13 protein-coding genes are annotated in these 15,171 nt (G+C 69.8%); 7 read left to right on the top strand and 6 right to left on the bottom strand.

The annotated features are described in order from the left end of the window. Nucleotides 1-63 precede the first annotated feature (63 nt). The 7 genes from sctQ to BLU09_RS14965 are packed head-to-tail and all read left to right on the top strand — an operon-like array spanning nt 64 to nt 6,542. The gene (sctQ, locus tag BLU09_RS14995) at nt 64-1,209 is read left to right on the top strand and encodes a type III secretion system cytoplasmic ring protein SctQ (RefSeq protein WP_167371086.1); all 1,146 of its coding nucleotides are present in this window, start codon (nt 64-66) and stop codon (nt 1,207-1,209) included. Nucleotides 1,210-1,217: 8 nt separating this feature from the next. Continuing rightward, nucleotides 1,218-1,640 (top strand): flagellar biosynthetic protein FliO, encoded by a 423-nt coding sequence (locus tag BLU09_RS14990; RefSeq protein ID WP_244171735.1) that lies wholly within the window; start codon nt 1,218-1,220, stop codon nt 1,638-1,640. Further along, the gene (sctR, locus tag BLU09_RS14985) at nt 1,637-2,368 is read left to right on the top strand and encodes a type III secretion system export apparatus subunit SctR (RefSeq protein ID WP_090490223.1); all 732 of its coding nucleotides are present in this window, start codon (nt 1,637-1,639) and stop codon (nt 2,366-2,368) included. The genes BLU09_RS14990 and sctR overlap by 4 nt, the downstream gene beginning before the upstream one ends. A gap of 4 nt (nt 2,369-2,372) precedes the next feature. Next, nucleotides 2,373-2,642, top strand: coding sequence for a flagellar biosynthetic protein FliQ (locus tag BLU09_RS14980; protein ID WP_011555600.1), 270 nt, complete (start codon nt 2,373-2,375; stop codon nt 2,640-2,642). After that, nucleotides 2,639-3,433, top strand: coding sequence for an EscT/YscT/HrcT family type III secretion system export apparatus protein (locus BLU09_RS14975; protein WP_090490222.1), 795 nt, complete (start codon nt 2,639-2,641; stop codon nt 3,431-3,433). The genes BLU09_RS14980 and BLU09_RS14975 overlap by 4 nt, the downstream gene beginning before the upstream one ends. Beyond that, nucleotides 3,430-4,479, top strand: coding sequence for an EscU/YscU/HrcU family type III secretion system export apparatus switch protein (locus BLU09_RS14970; protein ID WP_090490221.1), 1,050 nt, complete (start codon nt 3,430-3,432; stop codon nt 4,477-4,479). The genes BLU09_RS14975 and BLU09_RS14970 overlap by 4 nt, the downstream gene beginning before the upstream one ends. Continuing rightward, nucleotides 4,476-6,542 (top strand): flagellar biosynthesis protein FlhA, encoded by a 2,067-nt coding sequence (locus tag BLU09_RS14965; RefSeq protein WP_090490220.1) that lies wholly within the window; start codon nt 4,476-4,478, stop codon nt 6,540-6,542. The genes BLU09_RS14970 and BLU09_RS14965 overlap by 4 nt, the downstream gene beginning before the upstream one ends. An 11-nt stretch (nt 6,543-6,553) precedes the next feature. Here the strand turns inward: BLU09_RS14965 and BLU09_RS14960 are convergent, their stop codons facing one another. From BLU09_RS14960 to ligA, 6 genes are all read right to left on the bottom strand, one after another. Continuing rightward, nucleotides 6,554-6,907 carry an HU family DNA-binding protein gene (locus BLU09_RS14960; RefSeq protein ID WP_011555596.1) on the bottom strand — a complete coding sequence of 118 codons (354 nt, stop codon included), beginning with the start codon at nt 6,905-6,907 and terminating at the stop codon, nt 6,554-6,556. A 125-nt stretch (nt 6,908-7,032) separates the two neighbouring features. Then, entirely contained in the window at nt 7,033-8,406 is a 1,374-nt protein-coding gene (locus BLU09_RS14955) for a YhjD/YihY/BrkB family envelope integrity protein (RefSeq protein WP_228558011.1), read from the bottom strand. Nucleotides 8,407-8,760: 354 nt separating this feature from the next. Next, nucleotides 8,761-11,595 (bottom strand): Rne/Rng family ribonuclease, encoded by a 2,835-nt coding sequence (locus BLU09_RS14950; protein WP_090490218.1) that lies wholly within the window; start codon nt 11,593-11,595, stop codon nt 8,761-8,763. 551 nt (nt 11,596-12,146) lie between these two features. Next, nucleotides 12,147-12,590, bottom strand: coding sequence for a DUF3052 family protein (locus BLU09_RS14945; protein WP_011555593.1), 444 nt, complete (start codon nt 12,588-12,590; stop codon nt 12,147-12,149). Then, entirely contained in the window at nt 12,587-12,886 is a 300-nt protein-coding gene (locus BLU09_RS14940) for an acylphosphatase (RefSeq protein ID WP_090490217.1), read from the bottom strand. The genes BLU09_RS14945 and BLU09_RS14940 overlap by 4 nt, the downstream gene beginning before the upstream one ends. Nucleotides 12,887-12,889: 3 nt before the next feature. Then, complete coding sequence (ligA, locus tag BLU09_RS14935) at nt 12,890-14,908, bottom strand: NAD-dependent DNA ligase LigA (protein ID WP_090490216.1); 2,019 nt, start codon at nt 14,906-14,908, stop codon at nt 12,890-12,892. Between the last annotated feature and the right edge of the window lie 263 nt (nt 14,909-15,171).

Raw genomic sequence — 15,171 nt, 5'->3', positions numbered from 1 at the left:
CCCGGCCCCTGGCGGGGGCCCTGCACGGGAGGCGTGCGTCTCGATGCAGCAGCGGAGCCACCGATGAATACCCGTATCGAACATGCCGCCAGCCGGAAGGTCCGCCCCCTGCGCCGCTTGGGGGCGCGCCGGCTGACCCGGGCCCACCTCGTGCTCGCGGAACGGCCCCAGGCCGGGGGCCTCGGAAGGGAGGCGCTGGACGCGGTGATGGCGGCCCTGACTCGGGAACTCGGCTGTCCCGTGCTTGCGGAGGCCCGCTTTCTGGAGTCCGTCGTCTCGCCTTCGGTTGGACTGGGCGAGCCCGCGATTTTCGCGCTGCTGGAGCTGTCGGCGGTGGGGGGCACGGCGGTGCTGGAGCTGGAGCCCGCGCTCGCCTTCATGGGGCTGGAGCGCATCGCTGGCGCGGGGCAGCGGCCCGGCGTGGTGACGGAGTTGGCCCGGTTGGAAGAGGCGACGTTGGCCTATGTCCTGCTGGTCGCGCTCTCCGCGGTGAGGGCGGCGGGCGGGGCATACCCGTGGCTCGGTCCACGGCTCGCGGGCGTGACGATGTCCAGGTCGGACGTGGTGGCGCGCTTGGACCCTCGCGAACCCTTGGTTGGCATCGAGTTGATGGTGACCGTGGGCGAGTCGCGCGCGGGCGCGCGGTTGCTGCTGCCGTCACAGGTGGTCCAGACAGTCTTTCAAGCGCTGCCGGTGGAGCGCGCGCCGCGCATCGCGCCAGAGGTGCTGGCCGCCTCGCTGGAGGCCCGGTGCCTCGTAGGCCAGACGCCGCTGCCCGCGAACGCTCTGGATGCGCTCGTGGTGGGGGACGTCGTCGTCTTCGAAGGTGTGCGCAAGCAGGCCGGCCAGCTCTTCGGGCCGGGGCGGCTGGTGACGCGCGGATTCGCGCTCTCGGGAGACTTCCTCGCCGAGGGCTTTTCACTGACCCGCGCGCAGGGGCGCGGGATTCCCCAGGAGTCGGACATGGTGGCCGTGAACAAGCAGGAGGAGGGCATGCCTCCGCTGCCCGTGGATGTGGAAATCGAGCTGACGCGGGTGATGATTCCCCTGTCGGAGCTCGCGGCGCTCAAGCCAGGCGCGCTGCTTCCCCTGCACATCAACGCCAGTGAGCCGGTGGTGCTGCGCGTGGGAGACCGCGCGGTGGCCCGCGCCGAGTTGGTGGAAATCGAGGGCGAGGTTGGAGCCCGCGTCCTGGCGCTGCTGCCGTGAGTCCCGTCATGAATGCACAGCGTTTCGTTCATTCGCCGCGCTCGCGCTTGCTGTTGGCGGGCGCACTGGTGCTGGGGTTGGCGGTGATGGGCCCGGTGGCAGGGGTGTCCACCACGGTGGCCGCGCGGTGGCTGTTGGGCGTCGTGGCGCTGGCCGCGCTGGGATGGTGGTTGCACCGGCGCGGCGCTGTCGTCAGGGGCGAACCCACGGCGCCACGGCTGAACATCGTATCGCGAGCGGGACTGTCGCAACGGTGCGGTGTTGCGCTCGTGGAGGTGGATGGGCGCAGCTACCTCGTGGCCTTCGGTGACGCGTTCGCGGAGATTCGCGAGACGCCAGCGCCAGCGCCGGAGTTCGGCCATGTCCTGGCGCAAGCCCGGCGGCCCATGCCCAGGTCCCGCACGATTCGGGGCCGGCGGGAGGGGCCATGAGCCACGGCTTGCTGGGAGCGCTCCTGCTGGTTCCTGCCGCGGCCGCCGCGGCGGAGAATTCGCTGTCTCGGATGTCGTACGCAGGCAGCCCTCTGTCGATGATGGGCATGCTCGCGGTGATGTCGCTGCTGCCGTTCGCGGTGCTGATGCTGACGAGCTTCTCGAAGATTGCCGTCGTGTTGTCGCTCGCCCGCTCGGCCATGGGCACGCAGCAGGCGCCGCCTACCATCGTGCTCACGGGCCTGGCGGCGGTGCTCACCGGGCACATCATGGCCCCGGTGATGGAGCGCATGTACGACGCGGGGCAGGTGGCCTACGCGGAGGTGGCGTCGGGCTCCGGCGCGGAGATGCTCTCCGCCGCGAGCCGCGTGTCGGAGCCGCTGCGCGCCTTCCTGGTCAAGCACGGGAGCGCTGAGGAGCGCGCGCGCTTCGTGGACCTGGCGCGCGAGCTACGTCCGGTGGAGGAGATGGACGCGGTGCGGGAGACGGACCTCTTCGTCGTCATTCCTGCCTTCGTCATCACCGAGCTGAAGGAAGCCTTCCAGATTGGCTTCCTCGTCTTCCTCCCGTTCCTCGTGCTGGACATGGTGATTGCCAACGTGCTGCTCGCGCTGGGGATGCAGACGCTGTCACCCAGCCAGGTGAGTCTGCCCTTCAAGATTCTCCTCTTTGTCGCCGTGGATGGCTGGTCGCTGCTCGCGCGGGGCCTCATCCTCGGCTACCGGTGACACCATGACCCAGGATGTCTTCCTCACCCTGGGACGTGAGGCCCTGCTGTTGATGGTGATGGCGTCGTTGCCGCCCATTGGCGCGAGCCTGGTGGTGGGGTTCTTGTCGAGCCTCTTCCAGGCCACCACCCAGCTTCAAGAGTCCACGTTGTCGGTGGTGCCCAAGCTGTGCGCGGCCGTCCTGGCACTGGTCCTCGCCGGGCCCTGGATTGCCGGGCAGCTCACGCGCTTCACCCACCAGCTCCTGATGCTCATCTCCGAGGTCGCGGCATGAATCTGGAGCCACTCCGCGCCTGGCTCGAGTCACTGGCGCCGGACATCATCGTGGTGGCGCTGTGTGCCGCGCGGCTGCTGCCCATGACGTTCCTGTGTCCGCTACTGGGAGGACAGGCCACGCCGACGATGGTCCGCCTGGCATTGGTGCTGTCCCTGTCGCTCTTCCTCCGGGTGGAGGCGGGCGTGGTGCTGGATGCGCCTGTCACGTCCGCGGTGGCCCTGGGAGGATGGGTGATTCGCGAGCTGCTCTTCGGGACGTCCGTGGGGTTGGTCGCGGCACTCCCCTTCGATGCCGCGCGCATGGGGGGCCGCTTCATCGACCTGCTTCGTGGAACCTCCGCCGAGGTGAGTCTGCCCCTGGCGGGGAGCCGTGAGTCCGCGGCAGGGGAGGGGCTCTACCATCTGCTGGTGGCGCTGGTGGTCTCCGGTGGCATGTGGCCGCTCGTCCTCTCCAGCGTGCTGCGTGGGTTCGGCGTCGTGAAGCTCGGCGCCTTCGTTCCAACCGAGGCGGCCACGCTGCATGTCGTCCTGCTGGCGGGCGCGGCCATGGCCACGGGGCTGGCGGTGGGGGCGCCGATCGCCGCGGCGGTGCTGACCGTGGACTGTTTCCTGGGCCTGGCCTCGCGAGCGGCACCACAGGTGAATCTTCAGGAGGTGGGGACGCCGCTGAAGATTCTGGGTGGGGGCGCCTTGTTGTGGCTGGGGACGGGCGTGTTGTGTGAGCGGCTGTTGGCGGGCGTGTTGTCCGTGGAAGGCGCGCTGGCGTTGCTGGCGGAGGTGACGCGGTGAGTGGGGAGAAGACAGAGAAGCCCAGCGCGAAGCGCCTTCGTGAAGCACGGCGCAAAGGACAGATTCCCCGCAGCCGCTTGCTGAACGCCAGCGCGGTGACGGCGGGTGGTTTGTTCGGGCTCACGGAGGCCGCGCCAGTGGGCATGGCGAGGCTCCAGGCATGGACGGAGCACCTCTTCCTGGGACAGCAGGACCTTGGGGCGTGGCAGGAAGGGCTCTGGATTGCCGCGCGTTTTTGTGGCCCGGTGCTGGGGGGCGCGTTCGCCGCGGCGCTGCTCGTGTCCGTGGCCACGGTGGGTCTGGAAGCCGAGCTCCTGCATGTCGAGCCGAAGCTTGAGCGCATCAGTCTGGTGGCGGGCATGCAGCGGCTCTTCAGCTGGCGCCCCTGGGTGGAACTGGCGAAGACGCTGCTGATTGTCTGCCTGGTGGGGGCGCTCGTCTGGCGCGATGCGGAGGAGGCCGCTCCGGATGCGATGAAGACCGCGTGGCTGGGGGGGACGGAGGGCTTGCGCCTGGTGGTCGCGCACGTGTCCGGACTCGCGAGCCGCCTGGCCTGTTTGCTGGTGGTGCTGGGCGTGGGGGACTACGCGCTGGCCTGGCGGCGCCACATCAAGGATTTGATGATGACTCGCGAGGAGATGAAGCGCGAGTACAAGGAGAGTGAGGGCGACCCCCGGCACAAGGGACAGCGGAAGGCCCTGCATCGCCAGCTTTCGCAGGGCGGTGCGGCACGCGGGGTGCAAAAGGCGACGGCCGTGGTCGTCAACCCCACGCACATCGCGGTCGCGCTCCGCTACGACGTCGACGAATGTGAGGCGCCCTATCTCGTGGCCAAGGCCCGGGAAGGGGATGCGCTCGCCATGCGGGAGCAGGCCCGCCGACTTGGCATTCCGGTGGTGCGGGACATCCCGCTGGCACGCAGCCTCATCCACTACGACGTGGGCGAGCCCATCCCAGAGGAGCTGTACCAGGCGGCGGCGGTCGTCCTGCGCACGGCGATGGATGCGCGGGAGTTGGACGACCATCCACGGAGACAGACGTCATGAACCCCCTCATGAAGGTGTTGCTGAAGGCCCGAAACTCCTCGGACGTGGTGTTGGCGATCGCCATGGCCGCGGTCCTGGGCGCGCTCATCATCCCCTTGCCCGCATGGCTCCTGGACGCGGGGCTCGCCGTCAATCTGGCGGCGTCGGTGGCCCTGCTGGTGGCCGCGCTGCGTGCCCGGGACGCCTTGAAGGTGACGTCGTTCCCCACGTTGTTGCTGTTCACCACGCTGTTCCGGTTGGCACTCAACGTGTCCTCCACGCGGCTCGCGCTCGCGGAGGGGCACGCGGGAGACGTCATCCAGGCCTTCGGTGAGTTCGTCGTCCGGGGCGACTACGTTGTGGGCGCGGTGGTGTTCGCCATCCTCACGCTGGTGCAGTTGCTGGTCGTCACCAAGGGCGCGGAGCGGGTGGCGGAGGTGTCCGCGCGGTTCACGCTGGACGCGATGCCCGGCAAGCAGATGTCCATTGACGCGGATCTGCGCGCGGGCGCCATCGACCAGGCGCAAGCAAGGCGCCGGCGGCGTGACCTGGAGCGCGAGTCACAGATGTTCGGCGCCATGGACGGCGCGATGAAGTTCGTGAAGGGGGACGTGATTGCGGGCCTGGTCATCGTCGCCGTGAACCTGCTCGGAGGAACCGTCATCGGTGTGCTGCAGGGAGGCATGCCCCTGGCCGAGGCGGCGTCGACATTCGCGCTCATCGCCATTGGTGACGGGCTGGTGTCCCAGGTTCCCTCGCTGTGCATCGCCGTGGCCGCGGGCCTCGTCGTCACGCGCGTCGCCTCGGAGAAGGAAGAGGACACGCTGGGGGCGGAGATTGGGGCCCAGTTCTTCGGAGAGGCACGGACGCTCTGGGTGGTGGCGGGCCTGTGCGTCGCGTTGGCCCTCATGCCGGGAATGCCGCACGTGACGTTCCTCCTGCTGGCGGGAGGCCTGGGCGGGCTCGGCCATGTGCTGAGCCGCGCGGGTGTTTCGAAGGTCGAAGAGAAAGCAGGCGCGCCCGCGGAGGGCGTGGCGCCTGGCGCGGCTGGAGCCCCTCCGGAGAGTGCCGCGTCACCCGTGGGTGTCTCCCCGCTCACGTTGGACCTGGCGCCTGACCTGACGGTGCTGGCCGAAGCGGAGGGCGCCGCCTTCGTCCACAAGACGTTGAACGGCGTGCGGGATGAGCTGTTCTTCGAACTGGGGGTTCGGGTGCCCGGCATCCGGGTGCGCACGCAGGCCGCCTACCTGGGCCCGGGTGAGTACCGCGTCCTGGTGGACGAAGTCCCGGCGGGTGGAGGGCAGGTGCTGCCGGGGGCGCTCTACGCGCTGGCGCCTCCGGATGAACTGGCGTTCCTCCAGGTGAGCGCGGAGGCCGCGACGGAGCCCTCGAGCGGGAAGGTCATCAGCCGCATTCCGGAGTCGGCTCGGGTCCTGCTGGAGACGGCGCAAGTGCCGCTGCGGCGTCCGGGAGAGCTGGTCGCGGACCACGTGCGCGCCATCCTGCGTGTCCGCGCCGCGGACCTGCTGGGGCTGCAGGACGTCCAGGGACTGCTGGAGGGGCTGGAGGCGCAGGCGCCCGTGCTCGTGAAGGAGGCGCTGCAGAAGGTGCCGCTGCCGCTGCTCACGGACGTGCTTCGCAAGCTGCTCCAGGAGGGCGTCAGCATCCGGGACTTGCGAGCCATCCTGGAGGCGCTGGTGTCGCCGACGACGGAAGGGGATGCCGTCGCGCTCGCGGAGCGCTGTCGGCAGGCGCTGCGGCGGTACCTCAGCCACAAGTTCGCGCCCACCGGGCCGCTGTACGCGTACCTCGTGGACCCGGAGGTGGAAGAGGTGCTGCGCGGCATGGGCCCGCGAGGGCTGGCGCCCGACCCGGAGCGGGTGGCGGAAATCCTCGAAGGCGTGCGGCAGGTGGCCACTGAGGGACGGGCCGTGCTGCTCACCGCTCCGGATGTCCGGCGGCCTCTGCGCAGGCTGTGCGAGGGCGCGTTCCCGGACGTTGCAGTGCTCACCTATGGCGAACTGGATGGGGCCCTCCAGATTCGCCCCATCGGCCGGCTGTCGCCGGTGGCGGTGGGGCGCTGACGGAGGTGGGCTTAGAGCCCCGTGCCCGTGTTGCCCGGCCCCTTGCTTTCGGGAAGCGGGGGCAGCTCCGTCTGGGCCTGCTGGGGCGCCGGACGGTTCACGCGGTCGCGCAGCTCCTTGCCCGTGCGGAAGAGCAGGCCGCGCTTGGGCTTCACCGGGATGACCTGCCCCGTCTTCGGGTTGCGGCCCTGGTAGCCCTGGTAGTTCTTCACGTGAAAGGCACCGAGCCCGCGAATCTCGATGTTCTCGCCGCGGCAGAGGGCATCCTTCATCGACTCGAAAATCGTCTCGATGGTGGCCTCAGCCTGCTTCTGCGTCACGCCCCTCTTGGCCACGAGGATGTTGATCAGATCGGACTTGAGCATCGGACGCTCCCGCAAACCCGGTGACCCCTTGGAAACAGGGCGCTCTGGCCCGTGGTCGAATCCTGAAAACATAACAGAACACATCCTTCGTGCAAGCAGGGTGAGCTTCCAACCACCCAGAAACGCTACGGATTTCCCCCTGCGGCCACCCTGGGTGGTGGGGCGGGAGCAGGCTCGGCCAGCCCTGGGCGGAGCGGCACCACCAGGTCCAGCCATCGGGTGCGACGTAGCAGGTCGACACCGGCGCAGTCAGCTGCCTGGAAGATGGGCTCCATCTGTTCGAATCCGGGCGCCCGTGGCCCGTTCCATCCCTCCGCGCCGCCGGTGAGCATCACACCGTGCACGGCGAGCGTGGTGTCCGCCAGCGTGAGGGCAGCCGGGTCCTTCGCGGGACGCAGGCCCCCTTTGCGGAGGCGCTCCAGCAACTCGGCGGCCACCATGCGGTCGACGACCTCGTGGACCAGCGACTCGGGGACGCGCAGCCGCGTCGCCAGCTCGCGCGGCGAGGGAGGCGGCAGTCCGTCCACCCAGGCCAGGGTGGCCTCCTGGGCGACACGGGCGGCGACCAACTCGTGCGCGCGCGGGTGGCTTCCAAAAGCGAAGAGGGAGTGCCGGAAGGCGGTGTGTTCCACGGCATAGGAGAGCCGGGCGCCAAAGAGCACCAACAGCCAGCTCACGTAGACCCACGCCAGGAACAACGGGAGCGCGCCGAGCGAGCCGTAGAGGGGGTTGTACTGGAAGCTGCGCTCCGCGAATGCGGCGTACACCTGCTTGGCGAACGTCCACCCCAGGCCGGCCACCAGTCCTCCGGCGAGCGCGGACCGGACGCGGACATGCGCGTAGGGCGTCCAGTAGTAGAGCAGGGTGAGGCTGGCCACGGTGACGAGCGTGGTGCCCAGCAGGATGAAGGCGCTGGCGTAGGGCGCGTGGCTCTGCAGGAAGACACGGACCTTGCCCGTCCCGGAGAAGGAGAGCGCGAGGAAGAAGGGGCCCACGAGCAGGAGGCCCGAGTAGATGAGCAGCCGGATGCGCCACGGACGCTGCCGCCGGATGCCCCACAGCTCGTTGACGGCGCCGTCGAGCTGCCGCAGCAGCGAGCCGGCGGACAGGAGCACCGCCAGGAAGCCCACGCTGCCAATGGCGACGGTGTGCGTGGGGTTCAGGAACCGGTCGAGGAACTGGGAGGACTTGCCGCGCACCCCGGGGTTGAGCACCTCGCTGACGACGAAGCGCAGCTTCTCCTTGAACTCGTCCTGGTGGAAGGCGGTCAGCAGCACGAGCGCCACCGTCAGGAGGGGCACCAGGGAGAACATGCTGACGTAGGTCAGCGCGGCGGCCCGAAGCCGGAGATTCTCCCCGCGAAAACCCTGGGCCACCGTCTTCGCGGCCAGGAGGGTGTCCGTCGCGAACAGCCCCACGGGCGTGTGCTGCAGAGGCGCCCAGAGCCGGGTGGCCCGCTCGCGGAAGTGACGGAGCCACGGCAGGGGCGTCAGTTTCACCGATTCCCTCAAGAGGCCCGGCCGCGCCAGGGGCGGGCCTGACGGAGGCAGAGGGAACGTGGCCCCAGACGGGGCGATACGTGCTCGGAGCGCGAGGACATCATCCGTGTGACATGGCCGGCCCACGAGGCGGGAACCGCCTTGGGGCATGGACGCTCACGCTAGCCAATCCGCGGCCGCCAGTGCCAGCCCACCCCGGCTTGAGGTGGCTTGCCAGCGTACACAGTCCGACACGGTGCGGGGCTTCCTGTGCACTGGCCAGCGACTTCCGCTACGCCAGCGCCGCCGGCTCCCCGCCCCGGCCTTGAAACCACCGGCAGGGCAGGGCGCCGACGACTGACCGGCGGAAAGAACTCAGGTCGTTCCGCCCGAAGGCTCCGACCCGCCACCCGAGGCTGGAGGCGGAGGCGGCGTCGAGCCACCCGCGTGCTCGCCTCCACCAGGCGTGTTCTGCGAACCGCCGCGCTCTCCACGCTCGCCGCGGTCGCCACGCCGGTCGCCGCGCTCGGGACGCTCGCCGCGCTCGCCGCGCTCGCCGCGCTCGCCGCGCTCGGAGCGTTCACCACGCTCACTCCGTTCGCCGCCGCGCTCGGAGCGTTCACCACGCTCACTCCGTTCGCCGCCGCGCTCGGAACGGTCGCCCCGCTCGCCACCCCGGTCTCCCCGAGGACGGTCTCCGCCACTTCGGCCGTCGCGGCGGCCCTCGCGACGGTCTCCGCCCCGCTCACCGCGCTCGGAGCGTTCGTTGCCCCGCTCACCACCCCGGTCCCTGCCACCACCGCCGCCGCCACCACCGCCGCGCCGGCCCTGCTCCTGGCGGCCGTAGCCTCCGCCATTGCTGTCGGGCTTGCGCTGCTGCATGGCCAGCTCGCCATCACCCGAGCCAGGCGACGAGGCCACCTTGTGCTCCGGTCCCGAGGCCGAGCGTCCGTAGATGTCGTACTGCTCGCGGTGGTAGTTCTGCTGCGCCTTGACCTGGATGGACTTGTTGTACCGGTCCATCAGGTGCCGCAGCTCGTTGCGCTCCTCGCCCTGGAGCAGGCGCGCCACTTCCGCGTTGCAGTTGATGACCAGCGTGGAGTCCTTGTAGCCCGGCGCTTCGCGGCGAATTTCCCGGAAGATTTCGTAGGCCACGGTGGTGGCCGTCTTCACGAAGCCGTTGCCGTCGCAGTACGGGCAGTCCTCGTGGAGCATGCGGCCAATGGACTCGCGCACGCGCTTGCGCGTCATCTCCACGAGGCCCAGCTCGGAGATGCGCAGCACGTTCGTCTTGGCCTTGTCGCGGCCCAGCGCTTCCTGCAGCGCCTTGAAGACCTTGTCGCGGTTCTGCGCCTTCTCCATGTCGATGAAGTCGCAGATGATGATGCCGCCGATGTTGCGCAGCCGGAGCTGGTAGACAATCTCCTTGGCCGCCTCGACGTTGATCTTGGTGATGGTCTCCTCGAGGCTCTTCTTGCCGACGTAGCGGCCCGAGTTCACGTCGATGGCGGTGAGCGCCTCGGCCTGGTCGATGATGAGGTAGCCGCCGCTCTTCAGCCACACCTTGCGCTGGGTGGCGCGCTGGAGCTCCTGCTCGATGCCGTACGCGTCGAAGACGGTGTCGTCGCCCTCGTGCAGCGCCACCCTGTCTCGCAGCGCCGGGTCCTGCGCGGTGACGAAGCCGAGGATGCGCTCGTACTCCTCGCGGTCATCGACGACGAGCTTCTCCACGTCGTGCGCGAAGAGGTCGCGCGTGGCGCGCAGGATGAGGTCCAGGTCGGGGTGCAGCAGGCCGGGGCCGCCGCGCTTCTCGTTCTTGCGCACCACCTGGTTCCACACCTCGATGAGGAACCGGATGTCGCTCTCGAGCTTCTCCTGCGGCACGTTCTCCGCGACGGTGCGGACGATGAAGCCCGTCCCGGGCGGGCGCAGGCGGTCCACGATTTCACGCAGACGTCGGCGCTCCTTCTCGTTGGAGATGCGGCGGCTGATGCCCACGTGGTCCACCGTGGGCATGAACACCAGGTGACGGCCGGGGATGGAGATGTGCGAGGTGAGCCGCGCGCCCTTAGTGCCGATGGGGTCCTTGGAAATCTGGACGACGACTTCCTGGCCCACCTTCAGCAGGTCCTCAATCTTGTCGGTGCGGCGCGGCTTGGCCTTCTCCTTGTCCTCGTGCTTGTCGCTCCGGCGCTTCTCCTCCTGCGGCCGGCGGCCTTTGTCCTTCTCGCCGCGCTCCTTCTCCCGGCTCCGGGGCTCACGCGCCTCACGGGCCTCGCGCGGCGTGCGGCGCTCGCCGGAGACCTCGGACGGCTTCGCAGCCTGCGCGCCCTCCTCAGCGGGCGAGGGGATGAGGTCTCCCAGCGCGGCGGCCGCGGGGGGAGGGGGTTCGACGGGAAGACCGGCGGCCTCGCCCTCGGCCACTTCCACGGCCGATTCAGCAGGCGTCGCCACCCCGGCCGCGTCGGGCTCGGACGCCGCGGCAACGGCCAGCGAAGCCTCGGGCGACGCCACGTTCGCGGCGGGCTCCACGGCGGCCTCGGCCACCTGGGGCTCGGAGGAGGGCGCGGCCTCGGCTTCGCCACCCGCCGGAGCAGGCGTGGCCTCCACGGGCGCTGCCGTGGACGGCTCGACCGCGACAATCTGCTCGGGCGTGACGGGCTGAACGGCCACCTCGGCGGCCACCACCCTCTCCGCCCCGGCGGCCGGCGCTTCCTCCGCGGGCGCCACCGGCGTCTCCGCGCCCGGCGGCGTCACCGTCGGGGCGTTGGCGGCCAGCTCCAGGGCGGTGTCGCGCGGCAGGGACTCGGTGGGCGCCGCGACAGGCTCGAAATGGGCGTCCTCCGGCTCCGGCTCCGCGTGACGGGGAGGCGCGTGCCGGGCGGCGGCCTCCGCGGCCTCGGCCTCGGACTCGTCCGGGACGTCCGGCGCATCCTCGTGCTCACCTTCGGTCAGCTCGAACTGCGCGCGCGCGAAGTCAGGGTCGTAGACGACGTCACTGACATAGAGGAACGCGGCCTTCTCCAGGCCAATGTCCACGAAGGCGGCCTGCATGCCCGGGAGCACCCGGACGACGCGGCCCTTGTAGATGTTCCCGACGACGCCCTTGTCCTTCTTACGCTCGAGGTAGAACTCCGCGATGTGTCCGCCCTCGACGAGCGCGACGCGCGTCTCTCGACCCGCGGCGTTGATGACCAGGATGCTGCTCATGGATGAATCCTGCTGGCGCGCGCGGTAGGGCGGACCTCACCGGACGGGCGGCGGCGAGACGCCGCGCCTCCGAGCGCGCTGCGAAGGGAGAGGCGGCCTCCGGCGGGCCTACAGCGAGCGACGCCGGCCCGGGCATGCCGGGTGCGGCTGGGGGCTCGTTGTCGAGGACCGAGGGGACCACCGCCTGCTCCTCCGAGTTCATTGGCGCCCCGCATTGCGACCGGCACCGTGCCGGGCGAGGCCTTGTCTTCACAACGCGTTCGAGCTTCCCCACGACGCGCGTGCCGCCCGCTCTTCTATCCACACCCGGTCGATGCCCATCGTGGGCCACCTTGGGGGGGCGACTGGAGTCTCGGTGCAGCTGACGCGCCCGGAGGAGCCGGGAACGCAACCCGTCAAAATCCCTACCAGACGTCGACCCCCGACAACGCGGGGCGTCACACAACCGTCCAGAAACACGGGGAGTTTTTCACGGCCCCCCAGGTGTGTAAAGCCGAGAAACGGCTTCCATCCACTGTCAGGCAGATGCCGGGCGGCTACCCGGCAGGGCATCAGGCCTGGGCGGTGGCTCGCTTGCGCTCCCCTGGCTTGTCCGGTCGCCCTCGGGGCCGCCTCACCAGCCGGAGGCCGGTCCAGGTGGCGTCGATGATGCAGATTTTGTTGTCCACCAGACCAATGTCCAGGGCCGCGTGGCGGACGAAGTCCTCAGAGAGGTCCCGGCGGGCACCCTCGCCCCCCGGCCAGCACACCCAGATGCCGCCGGTGAGGGCCATGGCGCGGGCCAGGGCCGGCAGCCGCTGCACCAGTTCCTGCGGGTCCTCGGTGAAGAAGAGGATGACATCCAGGCCCGTCACCGCGGTGATGAGGAACTCCACCCCATCCGGCAGCGGGTTGAGCTTCTGCACGAAGCCCCGCGGCGGGTTGATGACGGAGACCTTGGACCCGGCCCGGATACCCAGCATGGCCGGGAGGGAGGCCAGCGCGTAGGGCGTCATGACGTGCGCTCCACGTTGAATTGACTGAACTCGCCGGTGGCCTCGCTGTCCGTGCGCTGAACGCCCGAAACCCGGGCCTGCGTCGGACCTCGATGACACCAGCGGATGAATTCCTCGAGCACGGCGGGTTCCCCTTCCACGACGGCCTCCACGGCCCCGTCCGGCCGGTTGCGCACCCAGCCCGTCAGGCCCAGGCGTGTGGCCTCAACGCGGGCGCTCTCCCGGAAGAAGACGCCCTGCACCTTGCCTTCGATGCGCAGCGAGGCTCGCCGCGTGCCACTCATGGACCGCCCCATCCTCTAGGCGTTCGTCTGCAACATGTGCAGGAACGCCTGCTCGTCCAGGATTCTTACCCCGAGTTCCTGGGCCTTCTTCAGCTTGCTGCCCGCATCCTCACCGGCCACGACGAAATCGGTCTTGCGCGAGACACTTCCGGCGACCTTGCCGCCCCGGCGCTCGACCTCTTCCTTGGCCTGCTCCCGTGTCATACCCGTCATCGCGCCGGTGAGCACCACCGACTTGCCCACGAAGGGGCCTCCCGTGGCGACCTGGGGCGCCGCGGGCTGGACCCCCGCCGCCAGGAGCGCGCGGATGGCCTCCTGGTTCTGGGGCTCCTGGAAGAAGGTGTGGATGACCTGGGCCATGATGGGGCCCACGTCCTTCACGCGGGAGATGTCCTCCAGGCTGGCCTCGAAGAGCATCTCCGACCGGGGGAAGGCCTCCGCCAGCGCCTTGGCGGTGGCGTCGCCCACGTGGCGGATGCCCAGGGAATAGAGGAAGCGGCGCTGCGTGGTCTGCTTGGAGCGCTCCAGCGACGCGATGAGGTTGTCCGCGCTCTTGTCGCCCATGCGCTCCAGCTTCAGCAGGTCCTCCTTGGTGAGCGCGTAGAGGTCCGCGAACGCCTTCACCCTGCCGGTGGACACCAGCTGCGCGGCCAGCTTGTCGCCCAGCCCTTCGATGTCCATGGCCAGGCGGCTGGCGAAGTGGCGGATCTTCTCCACCAGCTGCGCGGGGCAGGAGGCGCCCGTGCAGCGGATGATGGCGCCGTCCTCGTCCTTGGTCGCCACCGCATCGCAGACGGGGCAGTGCTTGGGGAACTCGAAGGGCGCGGAGTCCGCGGGGCGCTTGGACAGCACCACGGAGACGATTTCCGGAATCACGTCACCGGCGCGGCGCACGAAGACGGTGTCGCCCTTGCGCACGTCCTTGCGGCGCAGCTCGTCCTCGTTGTGCAGCGTGGCGCGCGCCACCGTGACGCCGCCCACCTTCACCGGCTTGAGGTGCGCCACCGGCGTCAGCGCGCCCGTGCGGCCCACCTGGATGCCGATGTCCATCACCTCCGTGGACTCCTCCTCCGGAGGGAACTTGTACGCCACCGCCCAGCGGGGGCTCTTGGAGACCTGGCCCAGGCGCTTGCGCTGGTCCTCGTCATCCACCTTCACCACCATGCCGTCCACCTCGAAGGGCAGCTCGTGGCGGCCCTTGAGGGAGGCGTCATAGGCCTGGCGCACGCCGTCCAGGCCCTCGGCGCGGCGGTACTGGTTGATGGGCAGGCCCAGCGTCTTGAGGTACTCCAGCTTCTCGATGTGCGTCTTGAAGACGGGCACGCCGTCGCCCGGGACGCATTCGTAGAGGAACACGGAGAGGGGCCGGGCGGCCGTCATCCGCGGGTCCAACTGGCGCAGGCTGCCCGCGGCGGCGTTGCGCGGGTTGGCGAAGAGCGGCTCGCCTTCCTCCTCGCGCTTCTCGTTGAGCTTCTGGAAGTCCTTCTTGCGGATGAAGACCTCCCCGCGGACCTCCAGCACGTCCGGCACCTTCACGCCGTCCTGGGGAAACAGCGACATGGGCAGGCTGCGGATGGTGCGCAGGTTCGAGGTGACGTCCTCGCCGGTGGTGCCGTCGCCCCGGGTGGCGCCCTGGACGAACGCGCCCTTTTCGTAACGCAACGCGATGGCGAGCCCGTCCAGCTTGGGCTCGCAGACGTAGGCGATGCCCGGCAGGCCCACCAGCTTGCGGATGCGCTCGTCGAACTCAATGAGGCCCTGGTCCTCGAAGATGTTGGCCAGCGAGAGCATGGGCGCCCGGTGCACCACCTCGCCAAACTCCTCGGCGGCCGCGCCGCCCACGCGCTGGGTGGGCGAATCCGGCGTCTGGAGGCTCGGGTGCTTCGCCTCCAGGTCCTGCAGCTCGCGCATCAGCTTGTCGTATTGCGCGTCGCTGACCTCGGGCGAGTCGAGGACGTAGTAACGGTAGTTGTGGTGCGCCAGCTCACGGTGGAGCTCACGGGCTCGGGCTGCGGCTTTCTGGAAGTCGTCCACGGTTCGCGGTCCTTACTCCAAAACACGGCGCGTCGGCGCGTGCCTCGAAAGGCGGCCACTCTACGGTTCCCGACTGACAAGGTCCGGTCGTCGCCTCCGCGTGAACCGCCTCCTGAGGGGAAGCGGACCTGGAGGGCCGGGTGTTGTCGCTGGCAGTGGCGCTGTCCGCGCGCCGACCCGCCGGGTCCTCAGGTTCGGGGCAGGGGACTCCGGAAGGCCCGCACGGCCGGCTGGAAATGAGGGCCCCGGGGGCGCGTGTTGCT

The sequence above is a fragment of the Myxococcus virescens genome, assembly GCF_900101905.1.
Taxonomy (GTDB): Bacteria; Myxococcota; Myxococcia; order Myxococcales; family Myxococcaceae; genus Myxococcus; species Myxococcus virescens.
The sequence above is the reverse complement of the archived record's forward strand: the minus strand, read 5'-3'. Positions and strand labels throughout refer to the sequence as shown.